At 44.8% G+C, this 21839-nt stretch carries 19 protein-coding genes; 8 read left to right on the top strand and 11 right to left on the bottom strand.

Features of this window, described 5'->3' with window-relative positions; genetic code table 11:
• Positions 1-88: 88 nt before the first annotated feature.
• Complete coding sequence (locus FKN16_RS09730; protein ID WP_170902575.1) at positions 89-1750, bottom strand: electron transfer flavoprotein-ubiquinone oxidoreductase; 1662 nt, start codon at positions 1748-1750, stop codon at positions 89-91.
• A gap of 137 nt (positions 1751-1887) precedes the next feature.
• On the opposite strand from FKN16_RS09730, the gene FKN16_RS09725 reads away from it, so the two are divergent.
• Positions 1888-2853, top strand: coding sequence for an FAD-binding protein (locus tag FKN16_RS09725; protein ID WP_054574341.1), 966 nt, complete (start codon positions 1888-1890; stop codon positions 2851-2853).
• A 67-nt stretch (positions 2854-2920) separates the two neighbouring features.
• Here FKN16_RS09725 and FKN16_RS09720 read toward each other — a convergent pair whose 3' ends face one another.
• From FKN16_RS09720 to pdhA, 3 genes are read right to left on the bottom strand one after another with little or no spacing between them, the layout of a single operon-like run.
• On the bottom strand, positions 2921-4069 hold the full coding sequence (locus tag FKN16_RS09720; RefSeq protein WP_005375831.1) for a dihydrolipoamide acetyltransferase family protein: 1149 nt from the start codon (positions 4067-4069) through the stop codon (positions 2921-2923).
• Positions 4066-5049 (bottom strand): alpha-ketoacid dehydrogenase subunit beta, encoded by a 984-nt coding sequence (locus tag FKN16_RS09715; RefSeq protein WP_042521051.1) that lies wholly within the window; start codon positions 5047-5049, stop codon positions 4066-4068. Before FKN16_RS09715 ends, FKN16_RS09720 begins: the two co-directional genes overlap by 4 nt.
• The gene (gene pdhA, locus FKN16_RS09710; RefSeq protein ID WP_170902574.1) at positions 5042-6136 is read right to left on the bottom strand and encodes a pyruvate dehydrogenase (acetyl-transferring) E1 component subunit alpha; all 1095 of its coding nucleotides are present in this window, start codon (positions 6134-6136) and stop codon (positions 5042-5044) included. Before pdhA ends, FKN16_RS09715 begins: the two co-directional genes overlap by 8 nt.
• A 656-nt stretch (positions 6137-6792) precedes the next feature.
• On the opposite strand from pdhA, the gene FKN16_RS09705 reads away from it, so the two are divergent.
• The 3 genes from FKN16_RS09705 to yegD all read left to right on the top strand — a co-directional run bounded on the left by FKN16_RS09705 (position 6793) and on the right by yegD (position 9527).
• Positions 6793-7113 carry a DOPA 4,5-dioxygenase family protein gene (locus FKN16_RS09705; protein ID WP_005375836.1) on the top strand — a complete coding sequence of 107 codons (321 nt, stop codon included), beginning with the start codon at positions 6793-6795 and terminating at the stop codon, positions 7111-7113.
• A 325-nt stretch (positions 7114-7438) separates the two neighbouring features.
• Positions 7439-8062, top strand: a complete 624-nt coding sequence (locus tag FKN16_RS09700) for a hypothetical protein (RefSeq protein ID WP_005395624.1) — start codon at positions 7439-7441, stop codon at positions 8060-8062.
• A gap of 112 nt (positions 8063-8174) precedes the next feature.
• The gene (yegD, locus tag FKN16_RS09695) at positions 8175-9527 is read left to right on the top strand and encodes a molecular chaperone (RefSeq protein WP_006742470.1); all 1353 of its coding nucleotides are present in this window, start codon (positions 8175-8177) and stop codon (positions 9525-9527) included.
• Positions 9528-9866: 339 nt separating this feature from the next.
• On the opposite strand, the gene FKN16_RS09690 is transcribed toward yegD, so the two are convergent.
• Entirely contained in the window at positions 9867-10340 is a 474-nt protein-coding gene (locus tag FKN16_RS09690; RefSeq protein ID WP_005395626.1) for a copper chaperone PCu(A)C, read from the bottom strand.
• A gap of 93 nt (positions 10341-10433) precedes the next feature.
• Positions 10434-10895 carry a hypothetical protein gene (locus FKN16_RS09685; protein ID WP_170902573.1) on the bottom strand — a complete coding sequence of 154 codons (462 nt, stop codon included), beginning with the start codon at positions 10893-10895 and terminating at the stop codon, positions 10434-10436.
• A 485-nt stretch (positions 10896-11380) separates the two neighbouring features.
• Between FKN16_RS09685 and FKN16_RS09680 the strand changes: the two genes are divergently transcribed.
• Entirely contained in the window at positions 11381-12430 is a 1050-nt protein-coding gene (locus FKN16_RS09680) for a Preprotein translocase subunit SecY (protein ID WP_170902572.1), read from the top strand.
• Positions 12431-12588: 158 nt separating this feature from the next.
• On the opposite strand, the gene FKN16_RS09675 is transcribed toward FKN16_RS09680, so the two are convergent.
• On the bottom strand, positions 12589-13788 hold the full coding sequence (locus FKN16_RS09675; RefSeq protein ID WP_164665697.1) for a DUF5666 domain-containing protein: 1200 nt from the start codon (positions 13786-13788) through the stop codon (positions 12589-12591).
• A 90-nt stretch (positions 13789-13878) separates the two neighbouring features.
• Here FKN16_RS09675 and FKN16_RS09670 point away from each other — a divergent pair, with 90 nt between their 5' ends.
• The 3 genes from FKN16_RS09670 to FKN16_RS09660 all read left to right on the top strand — a co-directional run bounded on the left by FKN16_RS09670 (position 13879) and on the right by FKN16_RS09660 (position 16778).
• A complete protein-coding gene (locus FKN16_RS09670) occupies positions 13879-14547 on the top strand; it encodes a response regulator transcription factor (RefSeq protein ID WP_170902571.1) in 669 nt (222 codons plus the stop codon).
• Positions 14519-15760, top strand: coding sequence for a HAMP domain-containing sensor histidine kinase (locus FKN16_RS09665; RefSeq protein ID WP_170902570.1), 1242 nt, complete (start codon positions 14519-14521; stop codon positions 15758-15760). Before FKN16_RS09670 ends, FKN16_RS09665 begins: the two co-directional genes overlap by 29 nt.
• 88 nt (positions 15761-15848) lie before the next feature.
• Positions 15849-16778: an SRPBCC family protein gene (locus tag FKN16_RS09660; protein WP_170902569.1), complete on the top strand. Its 930-nt coding sequence runs from the start codon at positions 15849-15851 to the stop codon at positions 16776-16778.
• Positions 16779-16925: 147 nt separating this feature from the next.
• Here FKN16_RS09660 and FKN16_RS09655 read toward each other — a convergent pair whose 3' ends face one another.
• From FKN16_RS09655 to FKN16_RS09640, 4 genes are all read right to left on the bottom strand, one after another.
• Positions 16926-17381, bottom strand: coding sequence for a hypothetical protein (locus FKN16_RS09655; protein WP_170902568.1), 456 nt, complete (start codon positions 17379-17381; stop codon positions 16926-16928).
• Between the two features lie 12 nt (positions 17382-17393).
• Positions 17394-19172: a S8 family peptidase gene (locus FKN16_RS09650; RefSeq protein ID WP_170902567.1), complete on the bottom strand. Its 1779-nt coding sequence runs from the start codon at positions 19170-19172 to the stop codon at positions 17394-17396.
• A 249-nt stretch (positions 19173-19421) separates the two neighbouring features.
• Positions 19422-19763: a hypothetical protein gene (locus FKN16_RS09645; protein WP_170902566.1), complete on the bottom strand. Its 342-nt coding sequence runs from the start codon at positions 19761-19763 to the stop codon at positions 19422-19424.
• 7 nt (positions 19764-19770) lie between these two features.
• Positions 19771-21684 carry a tetratricopeptide repeat-containing diguanylate cyclase gene (locus tag FKN16_RS09640; protein WP_170902565.1) on the bottom strand — a complete coding sequence of 638 codons (1914 nt, stop codon included), beginning with the start codon at positions 21682-21684 and terminating at the stop codon, positions 19771-19773.
• Between the last annotated feature and the right edge of the window lie 155 nt (positions 21685-21839).

Raw genomic sequence — 21839 nt, 5'->3', positions numbered from 1 at the left:
GCTGTTGTTAGTTACCGACTTTTTGCCTAACCACTTCAAAAATTGGCAGTAGTAAATGCACTGCTTCGCACTTTAAGTGGTTCTTTGGTTACATGTTTTGATAGCTTGGTCCGCCACCACCTTCTGGCGCTTTCCATGTGATGTTTTGTGAAGGATCTTTGATGTCACAGGTTTTGCAATGCACGCAGTTGGCGGCATTTATCTGAAACTTCAACTTACTCTCAACTTCCACCACTTCGTAAACCCCAGCGGGGCAATAGCGCTGGCTCGGCTCGTCATACATACCCAAATTCACATCAATTGGAATGTGAGGATAAGTCAGAACAAGGTGGCAAGGTTGGTTCTCTTCGTGCTGTGTTCCCGATAAAAATACCGACGAAGGCTTATCAAAACTGATTTCACCATCTGGTTTTGGGTATGTAATTGGTTGGCACTCTTGTTTAGGTTTTAACTGTTCGTGATCGTACGAATAGTCCTTGACAGTCCAAGGTAACGGCTTCTTAACCAGTGGTTGCCATAGGTTATGCTCAAAGGTCGAAAGTGCACCGCCCAGTATGCTGCCAAACTTGTGGATGTTCGCACCAAAGTTACGTGTTTCGGCGAGCTCGTCATACAACCATGATGATTCAAACAATGACTGGTAGTCTGGCTCAGAAGCCCCAGTTTGTAGGGCAGTATGTACTGCTTCTGCTGCAATGATTCCGGACTTCATGGCTGTGTGGCTGCCTTTAATTTTAGCGACATTCAAAGTTCCTGCATCACAACCAATCAATAAACCGCCGGGGAATTGCTGTTTCGGCAGAGAAGAAAGTCCACCTTTTGCAATGGCTCTTGCACCATATGCGATACGTTGGGCACCTTTCAGGTGTTGCTCGATAGCTGGATGATGCTTAAAGCGTTGAAACTCGTCAAACGGGCTTAAGTAAGGGTTACTGTAGTTTAAATCTACGATCAAACCGACCGCGATTTGGTTGTTCTCCATGTGATAGAGAAAACCGCCGCCAGTGGTATTTGTCTCGCTCAAAGGCCAGCCAGCGGAGTGGATAACACTGCCGGATACATCCTTGCTGTCAGAGGGTAATTCCCATATCTCTTTTAAGCCAAGCGCGTAGTGCTGAGGTTGCTTGCCTGCGTCTAGGTCGAACCTTTGAATAAGTTTTTTACCCAGATGTCCGCGACAACCTTCAGCAAAAAGGGTGTATTTTGCCTTTAGCTCGATACCTGGCTCAAAGTTAGATTTGGCTTGGCCGTTCTTATCTAGTCCCATGTCGCTCGTATTAATGCCTGTCACGACGCCACTCTGATCATAATTGATGTTTGCAGCGGCAAAGCCAGGAAAAACTTCCACCCCAAGATTTTCTGCTTGGTTAGCGAGCCAACGGCAAAGGTTGGCAAGGCTAATTACGTAATTATTCTCGCCATTTATCATTGGACGCGGTGTAAGGAAGTGGGGAACGCGAATATGGTTTTGTTCAGTAGTAAGATAAAGGAAATCATCTCGTTGAACTGAGGCTGCTAGCGGGGCGTCCATTTCTTTCCAATTGGGGAAAAGCTCATCTAAGGCACTAGTTTCAAAAACAGCGCCAGATAAAATATGTGCGCCCACTTCTGAGCCTTTTTCTACAACGCAAATTGAAAGTGCGTCACCTTCACTGTCTTGGCTGAGTTGAGCTAGCCGACAAGCGGCGCTTAAGCCTGCAGGTCCGGCCCCCACGATCACGACATCAAACTCCATGCATTCTCGTTCCATCTTTATGCTTCCTTTCTATTATCGTCATCTGCGTGACAGGTTTTGGTTTCTATACAGAAAACTATAGCTCAGTTGACGTTAACGTGAAGTGGACTAAGCTCAAGTAATGGATCTGACGTGTTATATGAGGCATGACCATGGAAGACCGACCATTAGCAACACTTGTGCTCGCAGAGCATGACAACCAATCGTTGGCTGTAGGGACGCTGTGTGCAATTAAAGCGGCATTTGAGATTAAGGATGATGATAAATCGCTTCCTGTTTCTGTGTTGCTTATTGGTTATCAGTGCCAATCAGTTTTGGATGAGTTGAATTGCGTTCAGGGTGTTGCAGAAATTATCTGGGTTGATGCGAAGGGATATGAACATGGCTTAGCGGAAAATATCGCACCTTTGATCTCACAAGTAGCCAAAAACTACTCACACATTCTTTCTCCTGCCAGTACATTTGGTAAGAATGTGATGCCTCGTGTGGCGGCGTTGCTTAATGTTGGTCAACTTTCTGACGTGATGACAATCGAGTCTATCGATACGGTGATTCGTCCAATTTATGCTGGAAATGCATTGGCGAGAGTCACGTCGAATGATCTCTATAAAGTGATGACCATAAGAAGTACGGCTTTTGATGCCGCAGAGCTATCTGACACGCCAGTTGTCCCTAAGCTTACTCAAGTCGACACGGTGATTATCAATAAACTTAGTGAGTTTGTTTCGCAACAAACGCCAGAAAGTGAGCGACCAGAATTGCCAGCGGCTAGAGTAGTGGTGTCGGGGGGGCGTGCATTCGGGAGTAAAGAGAAGTTTGTTTTAGTAGAACAATTGGCTGACAAGCTAGGTGGAGCGGTAGGGGCGTCACGAGCGGCGGTCGATGCGGGCTATGTGTCTAATGACCATCAAGTCGGACAAACCGGCAAAATTGTTGCACCGGAGTTATACATTGCCGTCGGAATTTCTGGCGCGATCCAGCATTTGGCGGGAATGAAAGATTCCAAGGTGATTGTTGCAATTAATAGCGATCCTGATGCGCCTATTTTTGACATTGCAGATTATGGATTGGTCGGCGATTTGTTTGTGGTAATGCCTGAGCTGTTAGAGAAGCTGTAGATATAGTCTTGTTCCCTAAAACAAAAGGCTTCCGGACTGGAAGCCTTTATCATTTGATTTTAATAAGTTACTTTTCGCTCGGACGTTGCAGGTGCTCTGCAAGTACTTTCGTAAACCTTGCAGCTTCACCACCAGTACAAGCGCGATGATCAAACGTTACGGATAGCGGCATTGCTTTCACCGAAATTGCTTGACCATTTCTTATCACAACTCGGTCGAGTATTCGGCCCGCGCCGACAATAGCGACTTGTGGCGGTGTGACGACAGGTGTTGCGTAAATACCGGCAATCGCGCCGAAGTTGGAAAGCGTAATCGTCGCGTGCTGCAATTGCTCACGACCGATTTTTCTCTCTCTGATCCCTTCAACGGTTTGATCGAGCCAACGACGAACATCTTGTGGCTCGTATTCATCTGCGTGGCGCAAAACTGGTACGTACAATCCATGACGGCTATCTACTGCAATTCCTACATTGACCGTTGTGTGTACACAGCGTGTCATGGTTTCGGCATCAAACCAAGCGTTTAAAGCAGGCTCTTCTTGACACGCATGAACAATCGCTTGAACAAGGCGGATACTGATATCTTCGTTTGGCAGCCAATCTTCCAACAACGCTTCTTCCGTAATGGTTACGGCGGCAACATGTTCGTGCGACTCGGTCATAGACGATACCATGGTACGTCGAGCGCCTTTCAAAACTTCGGTGCCTGGACGCTGTTTTCCGGCTTCGTCGTAAATATCGGCATCAACGATAAGTCCGTTCGGGCCACTACCTGACACGAGGTTAAGATCTACCCCAAGTTTTTGTGCCAACAAGCGAGCCGAAGGCAGGGCGGTAACGAGGTTACTTTCTGTCGTGTTGTGGTTGCCACCAATCCAGAAATCATCAACGTTAACATGATGCGCTTGGTGAGAAACGCTACCGACGACGGTTGCGGCGTCAGCAGTGGCTTTTTTCTCTGCCGTTACTTCTCTCCCGGCACCTGTTTCATCAATCTCTAGCAGTAATGCACCAATATTGACGATTTCACCTTCCTCACCATGACGGCTGACCACACGGCCCGAATAGGGGGCAGGGACGTCTACCGTCGCTTTTGCTGTCTCTACGGTTAAGATCACTTGATCTAATTTAACCATGTCACCGACATTAACGTGCCATTTTACAATTTCTGATTCAGCGAGGCCTTCGCCGAGATCGGGTAAGTTAAACGTCTTCATTTCCAATCCTCCACGAGTTCGCGCGCTGCGGTCACAATGTCTTCTTTCTGAACCATGAAATAATCTTCGTTACGGTAATAAGGCATAATGGTGTCCATTCCAGTTACTCGTTTAGGTGGGGCTTTAAGTAAGCACATGGCGTGTTCAGCGGTTCGAGCTAATAGCTCAGATCCCACACCACAAGTTTTACTCGCTTCATGAACAACGAGTAAACGTCCAGTTTTTTCTAGTGAGCTGAAAATCGTCGCGGTATCAATTGGCTTAATACTCGCCAAATCAATCACCTCGACTTCAATTCCCTGACTAGACAAGGTTTGCGCGGCCTGAAGTGACTCTACGACGCATGCGCCCCAAGTAACGAGCGTGATATCTCGCCCCTTGCGTAAGGTGAAGCAGGTGTCGAGTGGGAGTGCTTCGCCGTTATCAACGACTTCAGATTTAACGGTGCGATATATGCGCTTCGGTTCGAAGAACATGACGGGATCATTGCTTCTAATTGCAGCGAGAAGTAAGCCGTATGCGCGTTGTGGAGAAGAAGGAATCACCACTTTAAATCCAGCAGTGTGAGCAAATAACGCTTCCACGCTTTCTGAGTGGTGTTCCGGAGCGTGGATACCGCCGCCAAATGGCGCACGGAAAACCGCGGGACAAGTGAGCCGACCGCGAGTTCTGTTACGCATTCGAGCCGCGTGGCACATTAAGTGCTCCATCGCAGGAAAAACGAAACCTTGAAACTGAAATTCGGCGACAGGTCGTAATCCTTGCGTTGCCATACCGACCGCAACCCCGCCGATTAAGGCTTCAGCGAGTGGCGTATCGATGACTCGTTTAAGACCAAACTCTTGCTTGAGTCCAACAGTGGCACGAAATACACCACCATTATCGCCCACGTCTTCACCTAATACGACAACATTGGGGTCTTGTTGCATTTCGTGGTGCAGGGCAAGGTTTACTGCTTCAACCAACGTTAGCTCAGCCATGTCTGCCTCCCTGTATTCTCATTGCCTTGTTGATGAGTTCATCTCTTTGTGCATGAAGCTCTTGAGGTAGCGATTCATACAAATAATCGAAACCGGTTTCTGGTGCTTGTGGCGGTAAGCTCAGATAGCGTTCAACAGCTAACTCTACTTGCTCTTTACAGTAATCTAGCCATTGCTGTTCTTGTTCGTCGCTCCAAGCGCCTTGATTAAGGAGGTACGTTTTAAGACGTGCGATAGGTTCGTATTGCCATGCAGTTTGAACATCATCTTCTTTACGATAACGAGTCGCATCATCGGCCGTAGTGTGGTCACTTAATCGGTAACTGACCGCTTCGATGAGTGTTGCGCCTTTCCCTTTTCTCGCTCTCTCAAGTGCGGTCTTAGTTGCATCATAAACGGCGACTACATCGTTACCATCTACCGTAATGCCCGGGATGCCAGCGCCTTGCGCTTTTTCTGATAAGAAATCGGCAGCACATTGAAGGCTACGCGGCACTGAAATTGCCCACTGGTTGTTATTCACAACGAAAACAAGTGGAATATTCCAAGCACCCGCACAGTTTATTGACTCTAGAAAATCCCCTTTGGATGTACCGCCATCGCCGCACATGACTAGCGCAGCTTCATGGTTACCTTGAATTTTCAGTGCGGAAGCCACCCCGACAGCGTGCGTACATTGCGTCGCAATGGGGACACAGAATGGAAGATCTCGGCTAGGAATTGGGCTGCCCTCTGGAGCAAAATCACTACCGCGCTCATCACCGCCCCAGTATTGAAGATTCTTCTCCATGCCAATACCACGACACCACATTGCAGGCATATCGCGATAATAAGGGACAAATACATCATCGGCTTTCAGCGCTCTGCCGACCGCAATGCCGATGGCTTCAGCACCTAGGTGCGAAGGGTAGGTCCCTAACTTGCCGGTGCGTTGCAACGCAACGGCTTTGTTGTCGTAAGTGCGAGTCAATACCATGTCTCGGTAAAACCCGACCAAAGTTTCAGTGTCAGCCCAGTTGGGTAGTTGGCCGACTAGGTCCCCATGATGGTCGATAAACCGATGCATGGGTAATGCCTGAACGTTCATCTCAAGCTCCTTTTGACGCTGCGTGTCTTTTGGACTGCAGCTGTTCATATCAAACCAGAGTTTGTATGGGTACTCAAACTCTGATATCAGCGCAAAGGCCATACCTAAGGTTGCTTGTGTTTTCTATAGCTGTAGGCATCTGTACGTCCTTTAAACTATTTTTCGATAACACCGCTGCGGCTATTTCATCGCAAGACACAGAGAAACATTTTTCTGCATCTAACCCTCTAACTAAATCGTGGTATAGCCAGATACAATAAGTGTAAACAAATTGTTAAATTGTGCTTCATTTTGACTTTTGACCAGTAGTAAAGTTTTGCTTACACCCTGATTTTGTAGAGTAATATGCTAATTTTTAATTGATGGCATTTTTAAACTCGAATTTAATTGCTATTGAATGAAACATATTTGCAACAAAATTTGGCTGTAAAATTTGACAAAGTGAGTCATTATTAATGAATCAACTCAAGTAGTTGTTATGTGTTGTATTGAGATTTTTTGTTGTGCCCGAAACTCCGGCCTTATGAGAATACATAACTTCTTCCCAACAGAGTGGAATCAGGGTAGGGTGACGACATTACAAATGTATACCCTCGGCGGTCCTTGAGCTTATCAACAGTAGATGGTGCTCAAGTCGAAGTGATTATGGAGAAATTATGTATCACGCTCATGTTTATTTTCCTTTAAGAGAACAAGATAAAGCGCAAGCCTTGAACGAGATCATCCGTCAAGAGCGTCAAGATGTGCTGCGTGTGTTTCCTTTGGTTGGAAGATTGGTTGGCCCACATAAAATGCCGATGTTTGAAATTCACCTAGAGTCATTGAGTGAAGAGTTTTTGGCTTGGCTCGATACGATTCGAGGCGATTTTTCTGTGCTTATCCATCCTGTGAGTGAAGAAGAGTTGCTCGATCATACGGAACGCGCGATTTGGCTGGGTAGAGAGATTGGTGTATTTGAAGAGAAGCTAGAGAAATAGTTGTTCCTCTCGCATGTATGACCGCTTTGAATGCTTCTCCCCTCATCGCGGTCACCGTAGCAAGTTAGCGTCTTCATGTTCGTTAATAAGTCGCGGTTTCCTTTTCTCCATTCTGCAGGCCCTGTTTTTGTGTGCTAAACCTACAAGTAGGTTTTTGAGCTTAAACATCAAGTGAGACCATGTTTCTGTTTAGCATGTCGTTAAATAAGTTTTGGCAGCAATAAAATAATAAGTTCAGATAAATGAAATAAGTATAGCAGGGAAGTGCAGTTTACGACCCCAACGCCATTGGCAGTGGAGCCGATAATTTCTGAGGGGGAAGGGTATGTTTTCGATACTCTTGGTCATACTTTCACTGTATATATTTTGGTTGTTGTTTCGCAACGGACCTGCATTCGCCGAGCGCGTCGCTCATCAAAAACGTAACTGGGTTGGACCTACAGCCAACAAAGAAGAATGGCGAGGATATTGTACGGATGTATTTCAGCCGTTCAGTTCTCAAACGACTTTTTACGCCATCGCTTATTTTGCGAATTATATTGCAGCAGCAAATGCGATATCTTGGTCAACAGTATATGAAGGGGATTACCCGATCATCATAAGCCGATTTGGTAGCTACTTTATTTTAAATACTCACGATTCACTAGTGGTTGCAGGGTTTATTGCGCTTGCTTTCTTTATCATCAATTGGCAGCTTGCCATGCACTGTTCTGGTATTCTTAGTCAGTATCTAGTGCGGATTCTTATTATCAATCGAACTCGCTTTGTTGCGATTAGCTTAGTGTTTTGCAGTTACTTTGCGTATCTCTTGACTGTTGGTATTTTCTGGTTGTTCCATGACGGTTATTCGATCTGGCACGGGTTAACGCTTACTCCTGTATTCTTATTATTAGCGTTATTGGTTGCGGTTGTTTTGCCATCTATGAAAAAAGAGAGCAATAAACCTTAGATAGACTTGCCACGTTAAATTACACACGATTTTAGGATAGTAATTCCTATGCCATTAAGTTAGCATTGCCGGCTTTTTAACGGTCTACAGGCCCTTATTAGTGGGAGGAACTATGTTTATCGGCTTTGACTATGGCACTGCAAACTGTTCAGTGGCAAAAATGGAATCGGGTGAGCCAGTAATGCTTAACCTAGAAGGGAGCAGTCCATTTATTCCTTCCACCCTTGCTGCACCGACTCGTGAATCGGTATCCGAGCACTTATTTCGCCATCGAGATATTAAACCATTAGATCAAGTTGGTGAGCAGGTTTTACGCCGGGCAATCAATTTAAACAGAGAAGAAAGTATTGATCTCGAATCTGACGACATTGCATTTGGTCAGGCGGCGCTTAATCTTTATTTGGAAGATCCTCGTGATATCTATTACGTAAAGTCGCCGAAGTCTTTTCTTGGCGCTTCTGGTTTGCGTGACGTGCAATTGGCTTTCTTCGAAGATCTTGTCTGCGCGATGATGGACAATATTAAGTCGCAAGCCGAAAACGATGCGCAGCAAAGTATTACCGATGCTGTTATCGGCCGGCCAATTAACTTCCATGGGCGTGGCGGTGAAACGGCTAACATTCAGGCTGAACGTATTTTGTTGCGGGCAGCGAAACGTGCGGGCTTCCAAAATGTGGAGTTTCAGTTTGAGCCTGTCGCGGCGGGCCTAGAGTATGAAGCGACACTCAGCGAAGACAAAACCATTCTAGTGGTCGATATTGGCGGTGGTACAACGGACTGCTCGTTGATTCAAATGGGGCCGTCTTGGCGTGGCAAAGCGGATAGGACCGCAAGCTTGTTAGCTCATAGTGGCCAGCGCGTCGGCGGGAATGATCTTGATATCGCGTTAGCATTTAAGCAGCTCATGTTCCCGTTTGGCATGGAAAGCAAAATGGAGTCAGGTATTGTGATGCCGACCACCCAATTCTGGAACCCGATAGCAATCAACAATGTAGAAGCGCAGAGTGATTTCTATTCGCGAGAGAACCTATCCGCGTTGAAGTTGCTTCAAAAGCAGGCTCAAGAGCCAGAAAAGCTTGCTCGTTTGCTAGAGGTGTATCATGAGTCTTTAGGCTACAACATTGTTCGCCGTGCCGAAGAAGCGAAAGTGGCGCTTTCAGAACAAGCTTCTTACCGAACTGGCATCAACTTACTGTCAGAACTGATTGAAGTCGATGTGCAACGAGACGAAATGATCGAAGCGATTCAGTCGCCGAAGAATAAAATGACGGCGTTGGTGACAGAAGCGGTAGAGCAAGCTGGGGTGAAACCCGATGCTATCTTTATGACTGGTGGTTCGGCACGCTCGCCAATTTTGCGCGATGCGGTGCAAACCGTACTGCCAAATATTCCGGTCGTCAGTGGAAATTATTTTGGCTCGGTAACTGCTGGCCTAGCTCGTTGGGCTGAGGTCTGTTTCAAGTAGAAAGAAAACTAATTGCGCTATGGGCATTGTTACCAAATTTATGACTTCGCTTAGGCTTATCAAATGATGGTTGGAAGACTTCGCTGAGAGATTGAGTTTCATGTGAGTAGGGAACCTTTTGGGGGTTCTTAAATCTTTCAATGTCATTCTGAACCGCGAGGGACGAGCGTGATTCAGATTTATTGTCCGAGCATGCTGTTATGTATATGACTTCGTCTCGCTAAGCGCTACTCGCTGCTATTCTTCTGAAGAATCGGGTTATGATCTATCGGAATAATGATTTCTACTAAGCTGAAATAAAAATGCCCGCTAAATCAGCGGGCATTTTTGTTTACGTCATTAATGGTGCATGTGTTTTTCCATGTGTCCTTGTTTTTCAACCGCCATTTCTACTTCCACCTTACCCGCGTTTTTGAATGTTAACGTCATAGGGAAGCGGTCACCTTCTTTGAGCGCTTGTGTTGGATTGAAAATCATTAAATGGAAGCTGCCTGGCTTGAACAACACTGAGTCATTGGCGGGAACGCGCACTTCGTCAATCTTAATCATTTTCATCACACCATCTTCTTTCTTGTGTGTGTGAATTTCGACATGTCCTGCGATTGGGCTTTCTGCTGCGATCAATGCATCTTCACTGTCACCGTGGTTGGTTAATTGAAAAAAACCACCGATAACAGGTGCGTTTGGTGGCGCTTCGCGGCTCCATGGATGGTCGATATGAATTTTTCCTGCTTCATAATCGTGCGCTAAACTCAGTGGGCTAGCGATGACAGCAATAAGCGCGATAGCGGCGGTTTTAAATGATTTAAGCATGTGTTTTTCCTTTTGAATGAATAGCTTCTCTGAATGGACAACAAACAGAGTCATCGTTATTCTTGAATAAAGTTGTTAATGATTAGATGCCTGTTAGGCAGGAAAAACACTCGGCGGAGAGTGCTTAGGAGCGATGTGTTTGTAAACGAGCTTATCGCATTTTGAAAATCGGTAAGGCGTCAGAACTTTCTTGACTCGGCGTAGCCAATGGATGGTAGTCAGGTATAGCCCAATCGCAACCAAAAGAAAGAATTGAACCGCTTGAAGAAGTGGACATTCAAACTGAAAGCCTTCATGTAAATTAAGATCTTGAATGAGCGTAGAAGAAGGTTGAGCGTTAGCTTCAATCAGCGTACTGATATCCACCCATTTGAAACCATCTGCGGTACACAGTAAGACCTTTTCACTTTGAACTTTGTTAAGCCAGGTTGTGTTGTGAACTTGTGTTGGGTTAAGAGTCGCTGTGGACGCTAAATACAACTGAAACAACACCGCGATAATAACCGCAATAGCGTGCAAGCGATGGTGTTTATGCTGTATTAGAGTGTTTTCCATACAATTGAGTGCTTATCTTCTTCGGCGCGGGATACTAACAAATTAACCAAACAATGTAATTATCAGTTTACTAAAAGGTGATGCAAGTGTGCATTATTTGTTTTATTGCCTATTTTTAACGCTTTAATAGCTTGGCTCTTTACGATTTAAAGCAACGTGTTACGGCAGATGGCATGTCTTGATTCGGCTGGCATTCATAACTTCTAATTCAGCTTGTCTGTCTTGCCTAGTCGCTTTTGAAGATACTGAATTAATCTCTCTTATATGTCACTGAAGCATCGGTTAGTTGGTGTCGCGGTGGTGTTTTTACGTGCTAGATTTGGCTGATATCGATTCAAAATGCACACCGAATCTTCACTTGTTTTCCATTAACGGAATTATGACAGTAATTTAATAAAGGATACGGTATTCTGCGCTCCTTTGTACATGCCAGAACGTCCGTCCTACTTAGTCGGAGGGGCGATTAATCTTAAGAAATTTCTCAAATGAAATACGAACAACAGATTGGATATCGATACCCTAAAGGTCGATTTGCCATGGTGAGTGTATACGCATTCACTGGTGCTGCGATTTTAGCATCGACTATTTTTTCTCTATTGCTGTTTTTGTCGATCGACGAAAACCCGATGATGCAAACCTTATTTGGTGGTTTAGCGATTATTTTTGAAGCGGGTAAGTTCTACGCTTGGTATGAATACGGTGAGCGCCGAGCCCATCGCAACTATACAGGGGCGGCCACCGCTCTCGTGTTTTATTTAGTCTTAGCTGCGATCTCCATTGGCGGTAGTATTGGTGGCATTAACAGTGCAACAAACAGCGCACAAAGTCATATTTCGGTAGAGAAGGCGAAAGTGGAAGCGTTTAATCGCCAGATTGCGGCAATCGATAAACAGATTGAACTCAACAATATGGCAGCGCAGAAATACATCGAGATGGAGCGTATCGCGACCGGTGTAACTCGCATTCAGGAGCAAAACAAAACCTTACGCGAAGAGCAGCAACGCTTGGCTATGGAACGTGATAGCTTACCACCGGTCACGCAAGGCTCAGTTATTGGTTTGATTGATAGCCTGGCCAACGCATTTGGTACCACCTCTCAGCAAGCTCAGCTTGGCTTGGTTGTATTTCTTTCGATTCTGTTGGATTTCTTTGCTGCATTTTTTGTCGGCCTGATTGGTGAAGAGCAACGGTTCAGACATTTCTATCGCCGAAATGAGGGCATGATACTGAAAACGGTTCGCGATATCGATCCAGAGCCAGCGGGGTATCTTCCTCATATTAAAGAGGAAGAAGAGCAAGAAATACCAGTAACGCCGGAGCCAGAAGAACCAAAGGAACCGAAAACTTTGTTAGAGCAAGTGAGCGATGCACTTAAAACGCATCAAATTACGTGCACAAAAAAAGCCGTTGCCAAACAATTTAGGTTATCTGCGGAAGAGGTAGACAAGGTGTTTGAGGAATTGGCAGAGCTCGGTTTAGTGGGTAAAAAAGCCAACCACCATTATCATTGGATAGGTCAGACAGAGGCCGCATAATTGGTTATCAATTAGAGATCGGAAAGAGCGTCAATCGGCGCTCTTTTTTTACTGTAAGGTTTCGCTACTAAAGTGAGCCAAAAGAAGAGAGAGGATTTAAAAATAGAAAAACAAAAAAGTGCCACCGAAGTGACACTTTTTCTTTAGCGTAGAAGGGATCAGTTGTCGTAAACGTCCAACTCCACTTCACGGGCAATATTTTGGTCGTTGATGATTACACCATCGACTTCGACACGAGCACCATTTAGGTTAAGTTCTTCGATGCCTTGGAAGCGTGTTTGTGCATCAATCACAACGGTAGTGTTGTTTAGCAATTGATCTGCGTCGTTTTCGCAACGCTCGATGTCAAATGTTCTTGCTTCAGCATCGTAGTTTGATACGTATCCTTCACATTCAAATTCTTTACCTTGCCATTGGTTGTTATCGTCAAAGTCTGGTTGCTCAAACTCAATAACGGTAGCGATGCGTTTGCCATTTTTCATGACAGACGTTACTTCCACTTCTTGGCCTTGTTTTAGGTTCGCTTTGCTGCCATCTTCAAATCGTGTTGCGTTATCGATGAAGAATGCACCTCGGTAGTTTAATGAAAACTCACTGTAATCATTTGCAACCCAAGTCACGATGCCTTCCACATCGCTGTCATTGCTTATGACGTCGTAGCCTTCAACTTCTACCTCATTTGCCATGAAGATGCCGTTTTGCATTTCACCTTCTACTTCCACCCATTGGCCGATGCTAAGTTGGCTAATGTTGTCGTAAGATACGGTTATATTTGTACCAAGCTTAAACGTGCCAGCATTTTCATCGATACTAGTAATGCGACCTTCCAGTTCGTAGTAGCTTCCAAGAGTTGGGTAATCGTTATCTACGTCGATTTCGACCACAGACAACACTCGATAACCCGCATCAGCAGTCGGCAAGGATGACACCATCACCCAGTCGTTGATCTCTATATCATCACTTAAACCGTCAAACTGCAGATCTACGCCGTTTACCGTAAATGTTTTCTTCACATAATCAATTGCTGTAACACGTCCGGTAATGGTTGGCTCAAGTGTTACTAAGAAGCCATCGTCAGACGCTTTACGAACATCTGTTCCTACTTGAACCATCATTTTTGGTTCTACATCGGCCAATTGCATTGATGTATCGCCATAAACCACCCCAGACACATGGTATGTATATCCATTGACGGTTAACGTGTTTTCTTCAGCGTTGACCGCTTCAACAGAGCCAATTGCTACACTTGGTTTCACTACTGGTTGAGTTGGTGTGCTATCGCTATTGCTGCCACCACCTGAACCACCACAACCAGACAATGCCAAACCTACTACAGAAATAAGAGCGAGTTTTTTCATTGTATTAACCTCAATTTACGAGCTAGTTTAGGAAATTGCCTGTATCTTATTGGGCATATCGTGAAGAGATCGTGAAGAAATGTGATTTTTATGAAAATTTTAATTGTAGATGACAACCACAATGTCTCGGAGACGATTGCGGACTATCTTGAGCTTGAAGGCATGATTATCGATTGTGCGTATCATGGTGAGGCCGCACTGAAGTTAATCGAGGGTAATCATTACGATGTAATCATCATGGATATCATGATGCCTAAGCTCGATGGCATTAGTACGGTACAGAAACTTCGACAAGATCAGCTCTGTGGAACGCCAATCCTCTTCCTAACCGCAAAAGATACGTTAGATGACAAAATCGCGGCATTTAAAGCGGGAGGCGATGACTATTTAATGAAGCCATTTGCGATGGAAGAGCTTAGTTTGCGTGTTCATGCTTTGGCTAATCGCGGTCCAAGGCAAGATATTGGAACGCTCAAGTTTGCGGACATTTGTTTAGATGCGCGCACAGGCAAAGTGACGAGAAAAGACAAAGAAATTAAGCTGAGCCGAATTCAAACCAAGATTTTAAAGTTACTTCTCCAACGTGCTCCAGCATCGGTTTCGCGCACAGAAGTGATCGATAGTGTGTGGGGAGACGAACCACCCGGAAGTGATGCACTTCGTAGCCATATTTATGGTTTAAGAACCGCGTTAGACAAAGGTTTTGAAGAATCACGATTAGAGACTATTCATGGACAAGGTTACCGACTTAAAGCATAACGAATATCCAAGTATTTATCGCAAGATCCGTTGGGGTTTTGGGGTGATGACGCTTGTGATGTTTACTCTTTTTTGGTCGCTGATTTATGTGGCAGAAAACAAACTTGAAGTGCTGAGTTTACATCACTGGCTTGATACTGAAGCTGCGCTTTATAGTGAGAATTTCGAGAAACAGGGCTGGGATGCGCCATTGCCAAACGTATTGGAGTTCAACTCATATTGGAGTGAAGCACCGACACCGGATTGGTTGCTCTCTTTTACTTCGCCCGGTTTTTACGAATATCTGCTTGGTGAAGAAGACAAACACTTTGTCGTATTGAAACACCCCTCAGGGAAGGGGCTTATGTACATTGTGTTTCAAGATGACTCCGATGATTACCTCGACGAATACGAAAGCTCGCTGCATCAGTTTACGCTACTGCTCGGTGGCTTATTTTCATTTGTTATGGTCGGGTATGGTATTTATATGGTGCGAATATTGTCTCGACCACTAGCGCAAATCGAAGACAAAATCAGCCAAATGTCACCGGATCAACCCGCTTTCCAAGTTGAAACAAAGTTCAGCGAGACACGCCAGATAGAGCAAACTTTGCTGGATAATAAAAACGATATCGCGGGCTATTTCAAACGAGAACAAGAATTTAGTCGTTTTGCATCGCATGAGTTGAGAACGCCAATCATGGTGATCAAAGGCTCAACAGACATTCTAACGCGTATTCCAGAACAACCTCGAGTCGCGCAAAAAGCCATCGCGAGAATGCAGTCAGCTTGTGAAGACATGCGCGTACTAACAGAAGCGTTTCTCTTGCTCGGTAAAGAGAAAATAGAGCCTCAGCATTACGGAGAGCATCAGCTTCTCACTTGTTTACAAAAACAGTTGGAAGAGCTAGCTCCTTTATTTGCCAAGCAAGATTCGAATTACGCTTTGCACGAACAACATAGTGGTGTAGTGACGGCTCCAGAGAGTTTTGTGACCATTGTTATCAACAATCTGATTAAAAACGCCTTTAGCTATAGTGTAGGGGATATTGAAATTGAGTTGGATGGTCATGCTCTTAAGATCCTGAATCGTCACGATGGTAACGAGACGTACAACGCCGGCTACGGTTGTGGGCTTGTTATCGTACAACGCATATGTGAACGGATGGGATGGGCGTTAATACTGGACGATGATGGTGTTCGATTTAGTGCGAAAGTGGAATTCCGTTCCTAGCTTTGTGCGTCTAACCCACAGTCAAACAAGAAAAAACTGGAATTTGAATTAGACTGAAGTTAGTGACGCGGAAACTTGAGGAACCGTTATGCTTTCTTATCAGGTCAGCAGAAGTATTGAAATTAATAAGAATCAAAGCGAGATTATTGGCTATCTCAAGGATTTTAATAACTGGCCTGATTGGTCACCTTGGATCATTCTTGAACCGAGCTGCGAGCTGACATTCAGCGATAATCAAGGTCACGTTGGAGCCGGTTACCAATGGAATGGTCAGCGTATTGGGACTGGTGCCATCGTACTTGAAAGCACTCAAGAACATCGGTTAGATATGGAGCTTCATTTCTTTCGCCCAATCAAGAGTCACGGAAAGGTGACTCTAATAGTGACGCCGTCACAAGATGGTTGTTTAGTCGAATGGCAAATGCAATCACGCGTTCCTTGGTATCTGTTCTTTTTGAAAAGTAAGTTGAAATCGATGATAGAGATGGATTATCAACGTGGGCTACGCATGCTCAAAAGCAAACTTGAAACCGGGCAAGTGCTCTCAGACTTGGTTGAAATTGGTAATCGAACCCTGCCTCAGGTTCATTACATCGGAATTAAAGGCGAGGCCAGCATTCCAGAATTAGGTCCGGTAATAGAAGAACAAGTTCACAAGTTAAAGCAGATAGTTGATGACAAGGGCTTATCTGTGAACGGTGAGTTATTTTGTTATTACCAGTCGATGGATATGCAGAAAGACACGTTTGAGTTTATCACTTGCTTGCCACTTGAGAACGCAGTAACTGCGCCAGAGGGAGCGGTTTCCGGTACCATACCTGAGAGTGAAACATTCGTCGTCGAGCACCGTGGGGAATATCAGTTTTTGGGAAATGCATGGGCTTTAGCGATGAACTTGGTTCGTCAGAGTGGTATGAAAGCCAAAACCAGCCCATTAGGGATTGAGCGCTACTTAGATAACCCGCAAGAAACCACGCAGGATAGACTAAGAACCGAAGTTATTTTATTTAAGAAATGACAGGCGCTGCCGGACACGCTCTCCTAAATATCATGCTAGTTCCGTAGTAATCTACAAAAGAAAAAGAGGGTTTCTATACCCACCTATAAAAATGCCTCAGCAATTGCCGAGGCATGGTTTTATCAGCCAACTTCTCTTGCTAGAGAATTATTGTGCACGGTACTTACCGCTGTTTAGTTCAATTTTAGACGCTTTTACCCGGCTGTCTGCGTTTAGATAGTCGCTAATGCTCAGTAGGTCTTGATCTTGAGATGCTTTTAACACCGCAGACTCTCCCTCTGCGAAGACAACTTCCAGCTTTAGCTCTTTGGCGACCGATTTCGCTTCGTTAGGGTTGTTTACCGTGATGTAAACCAGTCCAGTGGCCTTGGATACATTGCTAAACGCATTCTTAAACACTTCATCACCGGCTTGAAGTTTTACTTCTTCGGATAGGCTCCTAGCTGTACCCGTTTGCACCTTGCGATAATCTTGGCCATTAATCTCAACCGCTTCTGAAGGCACAAACAGTTCAGGTGCGAGTTGTTGAGAGAGTTGTTGCTCAGCGTATGCGCTAGCCGTCATCATAGAAAGAGCCAGCATAGAAAATGATATGTATTTCATGTAATTGACTCCTTAGTGTCCAAAGATGCGCATCGACCAGTTCTTAATAACACCTGGCTGAGCGTTGTTTGCCATCGGAACGTCATAGATGGTTGAAGAGTTAAAATATGCAATGTAAGAAAAGACTTCGTCGCCATTCGTATCGATTGCTCGTAATGTCCATTCGCCTTTTGCATCTTCGCCATAGAACTGGTTAGACAACATTAATTGGTCTTTGTAGCCAGTAATTGTTGGGTCAAGAGATTGACCAACAAGACCATTACGTGGTGTTTGCAAAACTGAACGAGTCCCTGATGGCGAAACGAGCTCGATAGCTAAGTCGGGCAGGCGAGAGTGGTCTAATGTCAATTTCACTTGAACGGATTCTACCTTCAGCTCATCGGCAATAGCGATACTTGATGAACCGCCAGCCAGACTCGCATCGGGTACACTGACTTCTTTAGCATTATTAACCCAAGGCGTAATAACTTGAGGCGGTAAAACACGATTCGTCATGCGAGCACGTTGCATTGCTTCATCCAAATCGACAGCGCCGAAGCCATAAAAAGTATGGAAATCTACGCCTGCAGCGTTTTTCTGCCAAGGAGAAATGGCCTCGTAGCTAACCTGTTCACCTTTGTGGTTAGTAAATTCAAGTTGTACGCCTGGATGCGTTTTATCCGTTACTTTTGCTGTCTCTGCTAGCAAAGCACGTACATCACGAGCAGAAAGTGCATGATTCGTGGACATGATTGCCGCGATGGCACCGGACGTGTTTGGCGCAGCAGACGAGGTTCCGTTCATTGTACTGGTATAGTTACAGTTCGGGTCTAGCTCCGTTCCGCCGTGTAAGCCATTGATACCAAGTCCGTCGCTGGTATTTTGCCCTTCTTCACAACCCATCAAATCGGTGGTGACCATGGCAGGGAAGTCTTGCCCATATTCACCTGCTGGTGCGGCAACCCACACGTTAGACCCCACCGATGAGTAACTCGCTCGCGTGCCATCCGCACGTAGTGCACTGGTGATTAAATTAAAATAGTTGGCGTTGTCATAAGACTGAGCGGAGTTGTGCATCGGCAAGCCTTGGTTGTCTCCACCAGCAAAGAAGTTACTTGGTAATACGAAGAATCTTCCCGCATTGAAATAGCGATAACCATTGCCGGCTGACTTAACAAATACAGCACCGCGTCCCCATGAGTTACTCTCGCTGACATTTTTTATCACGTCCATTTCAAGTTTAAGTTGAGGATCGCTTTCATCAAAAGTTATTGGGTTGATCGGGCTGAAACCATAGCTTTGGTTAAATACACGAACATCGCGTGTGGCTGGGTCCATGCCGTGAGAGATTAGCCAGCCTTCTAATGTCTGGTTGGCTAACCAGTTAAAACCAATAAGAGAAGAGTGAGAAGCAACACCGCGTCCACCTTCACCATTGTTGCCGACTGCGCTGATCAAACCGGCGACAGCAGTGCCGTGACCATTGGTATCAACCGGATAACTTAATGGGAAAGAAGAGTCTTCGACGAAGTTTCTGCTACCTGTAACTATATTACCTGCAAGATCTGGGTGATCGATCTGCACTCCAGAATCAATGACCGCGACTTTTACACCAATACCCGCAATACCCATTGCTTGAGTGAGCTTGGTGTTTAGGTCGTTCCCAGCAACAGCTGGGTTAGCTGCAAAAGCAGTTTGCCCTGTGTTGTCTAAGTGCCATTGTTCAGAATAGAGTGGATCAAACGCCGAGACGGCAGGTGCAATGCCTACTGCCAACATAGCAGCAAATAGGCGGTTAATGCGTATTTCCATTTTTGACCTCATGTCTTTGTTTGGAATTTTTTAGCTCCTGTTTCATATTCCTCTAACAGGAATAAACAAAGCTAACGACAAAGAATAAGGACGAAAACCATTTACAACTTGTTTACGTCAAAAGTTCGACGAACAACATGAGTCAGTGTTAATTCACTGAAATTATAGGGTTTTTTAATGTCGAATAGCGCATGCATGAAAAGTAAAAAGCAGAAAATATGGTCGTACTGTCTGCTTTGAGAGGAAGGATTATTTAGTTGAAGCTGGTTGAATTGTCGCCATTGGTTTCTTCGGTTTGGCCTTTTCTTTGGGTAACACGTTATCAATCCACTTTTTGATGTATAGCTTATTGAACTCACTATCACACCACTTCTTGTTTAAACCACGTCGGTTAAACTCAGCGCCAATCGCAACTTTGGTTTGGTTGGTTGCACGGTTGTAGTAGAGGGTCTCGCACAACTGAGTGTTACTCATTTTCTGGGCATATACGTTAACACTGCTGCTGCGCATTCCCAGTTGAGAGGCTTGATGGTTACTACACGCAGTGAGAAGTGCAGGCGCAAAAATAGCGATGGTTAGGATTTTTTTCATTTTGCTCTTATGACGTCGGGTGAATAACGAAGCGATTTCTTCCTGCTTGCTTTGCGTCATACAAAGCTTGATCTGCGAAGAAAAACCATTGATCCCATTCTTGTTGAATAGTTTTTACGGACAGTCTGTCGACAGCCCCGAGAGAAATTGTCGCGTTTAATGACTTAGAGTCAACCACTAGTGGCGTGTTTTCCACGATATATCTCAATCGATCCAAGAATTTAGCGCAATCTTCAGTTCTGTTTACTTCAAATAATAAGACAAACTCCTCTCCACCCCAACGGATGAGTAGGTCTCCAGAGCGAGTCGATTCATTAAATAACCTGGCAATATGAATTAACATCTTGTCGCCAATATCATGCCCATATTCATCGTTAAACGTTTTAAAATGATCGATATCTAATACGGCTAAGGCAAACGTTCTATCTGGGCTTCTACGAGCCATTTTATCCAGCCAAATGGGAAGGTAGCGACGGTTGTGCAATTGAGTTAATGGATCGGTAGTATTTTCTTGAGTGAGTGCTTTATTAATACGCCTAACGCGCAGTACGTAACGAAAGCCAACGACACCAATCGCTGCGATAGCGATAAAGTAGAACATTTCTCTATAGCGTTGTGAGCGCAGCTCTGAGGCTTGCAACGCATTTTTCGTTTCTAGTAGCTTGAGTTCTTTTTGAGCTAACTTAGCTTCGAGGTCAAACTTAATGTTAATCATCTCTTCGCCGTGAATATGATGAGAAAATTCAGCTTCTAGCTCTCTTAATTGAGTTAAGTAACGAAAAGCCGCTTCAAAATTATTAAGGGTTTGATTCGCGTTTACTAGGACCGACAGCATATCAATGCGCTGTCGTATTTCTAGCTCATCGGTTGATTTAGTTTGCTCAAGTACGTTGATAGCTGTCGAAATAGCTTTATCGTATTGTTCATCTGCGAGGTATGCTTCTGCATATGCTTCATAACAAGGCATTTTCTTCGCCTCTACGTTTCCCGTGATAGGGAGAGCTACGCAACGCTGTGCAACCATCAACGCTTCATCAATTTTCCCTATCGAACTTAACATTTGTGAGAAGCTGGATAATGAATAATGTTTGATGACGTCTGACCCCGTTTGCATTGAGAGTCGGATTGCTTCATTAAAATAGTATTCTGCCTTTTCGCTATCTCCACTGCTTAAGTGAACAATACTTAAGTTTGCGTAGATAACCCCAATGAAAAGGCTGTTGTCATATTGATATTTGCTGTTTAAATAGGTATCGAGTGCTTGCGTAAGGTAGCTACTGGCGCGAGCCCAATCGGATGCATCGATATAGACGGTACCGATGTTATTCAGCGTCATGGCAACTTGCATTTCAAACACGGTTCTCTCTAACAACTCATAGGCGGTTCGGTAATACTTGAGTCCGCTACGTAGTTGATTCCGTGAAACCTCTAAGTTCCCTAGCCAGCGATATGCTCTTCCTTCTAGCGCTAAGTAGCCGAGATCGCGGGCTTCAGCGATGATGTCATGGAGTACAAGTTCTGCATTCCAATTATCGTCTAGTTCAATCATGGTTACCGCTTTATTAAGCTGTGCTTCAGCGACTACCCACGGTAAATGATGCGCTTTCCCAAACTCAATTAAATCAGGCATATCTTTGGGCAGCGGAACGCCTTCGTAGCGCTTTAGGTATAGGCGCGCAAAGTAATAAAGCGCAAGAGATTCCGCTGACGCATTCTGTGGCGCAACTAATTCATCTTCTTCAATTGAGCGCGGCTTACCCATTGAACGAAAATAGAGATTGAGCATGGAGCTGCTTTGAGGAGAAATGTGTTCTTCCAGATAGCTCTGTTTTTCTGTGTTGGCAAGTACATGGGTTGGATGGAAGAAGAATCCAAGTACTGAGAACAGCGCGCAAGTTAGCGTTTTAATCGGAAAGTGCATGAGCTTATTAATAAAATGTGATCTCGTTTAACCCTAATACTAGGTAAGTCTATCACTTCTTATTGGCTAAGTGCGGATGGATTCCGAGTTACAAACGGCTTGTGAAGAAAGTTTCGCGAAAGGTGAGGCTAATATTATGATTTATAATGATAAAT

This window comes from Vibrio sp. 11-4(1) (genome assembly GCF_013048625.1).
Lineage (GTDB): Bacteria > Pseudomonadota > Gammaproteobacteria > Enterobacterales > Vibrionaceae > Vibrio > Vibrio diabolicus.
The sequence above is the reverse complement of the archived record's forward strand: the minus strand, read 5'-3'. Positions and strand labels throughout refer to the sequence as shown.

Excerpts from the sequence above, each read along its gene's own strand:
- FKN16_RS09730 (WP_170902575.1), bottom strand. The coding sequence starts at position 1,750 with ATGGAACGAGAATGCATGGAGTTTGATGTCGTGATCGTGGGGGCCGGA.
- FKN16_RS09725 (WP_054574341.1), top strand. The coding sequence starts at position 1,888 with ATGGAAGACCGACCATTAGCAACACTTGTGCTCGCAGAGCATGACAAC.
- FKN16_RS09720 (WP_005375831.1), bottom strand. The coding sequence starts at position 4,069 with ATGAAGACGTTTAACTTACCCGATCTCGGCGAAGGCCTCGCTGAATCA.
- FKN16_RS09715 (WP_042521051.1), bottom strand. The coding sequence starts at position 5,049 with ATGGCTGAGCTAACGTTGGTTGAAGCAGTAAACCTTGCCCTGCACCAC.
- pdhA (WP_170902574.1), bottom strand. The coding sequence starts at position 6,136 with ATGAACGTTCAGGCATTACCCATGCATCGGTTTATCGACCATCATGGG.
- FKN16_RS09705 (WP_005375836.1), top strand. The coding sequence starts at position 6,793 with ATGTATCACGCTCATGTTTATTTTCCTTTAAGAGAACAAGATAAAGCG.
- FKN16_RS09700 (WP_005395624.1), top strand. The coding sequence starts at position 7,439 with ATGTTTTCGATACTCTTGGTCATACTTTCACTGTATATATTTTGGTTG.
- yegD (WP_006742470.1), top strand. The coding sequence starts at position 8,175 with ATGTTTATCGGCTTTGACTATGGCACTGCAAACTGTTCAGTGGCAAAA.
- FKN16_RS09690 (WP_005395626.1), bottom strand. The coding sequence starts at position 10,340 with ATGCTTAAATCATTTAAAACCGCCGCTATCGCGCTTATTGCTGTCATC.
- FKN16_RS09685 (WP_170902573.1), bottom strand. The coding sequence starts at position 10,895 with ATGGAAAACACTCTAATACAGCATAAACACCATCGCTTGCACGCTATT.
- FKN16_RS09680 (WP_170902572.1), top strand. The coding sequence starts at position 11,381 with ATGAAATACGAACAACAGATTGGATATCGATACCCTAAAGGTCGATTT.
- FKN16_RS09675 (WP_164665697.1), bottom strand. The coding sequence starts at position 13,788 with ATGAAAAAACTCGCTCTTATTTCTGTAGTAGGTTTGGCATTGTCTGGT.
- FKN16_RS09670 (WP_170902571.1), top strand. The coding sequence starts at position 13,879 with ATGAAAATTTTAATTGTAGATGACAACCACAATGTCTCGGAGACGATT.
- FKN16_RS09665 (WP_170902570.1), top strand. The coding sequence starts at position 14,519 with ATGGACAAGGTTACCGACTTAAAGCATAACGAATATCCAAGTATTTAT.
- FKN16_RS09660 (WP_170902569.1), top strand. The coding sequence starts at position 15,849 with ATGCTTTCTTATCAGGTCAGCAGAAGTATTGAAATTAATAAGAATCAA.
- FKN16_RS09655 (WP_170902568.1), bottom strand. The coding sequence starts at position 17,381 with ATGAAATACATATCATTTTCTATGCTGGCTCTTTCTATGATGACGGCT.
- FKN16_RS09650 (WP_170902567.1), bottom strand. The coding sequence starts at position 19,172 with ATGGAAATACGCATTAACCGCCTATTTGCTGCTATGTTGGCAGTAGGC.
- FKN16_RS09645 (WP_170902566.1), bottom strand. The coding sequence starts at position 19,763 with ATGAAAAAAATCCTAACCATCGCTATTTTTGCGCCTGCACTTCTCACT.
- FKN16_RS09640 (WP_170902565.1), bottom strand. The coding sequence starts at position 21,684 with ATGCACTTTCCGATTAAAACGCTAACTTGCGCGCTGTTCTCAGTACTT.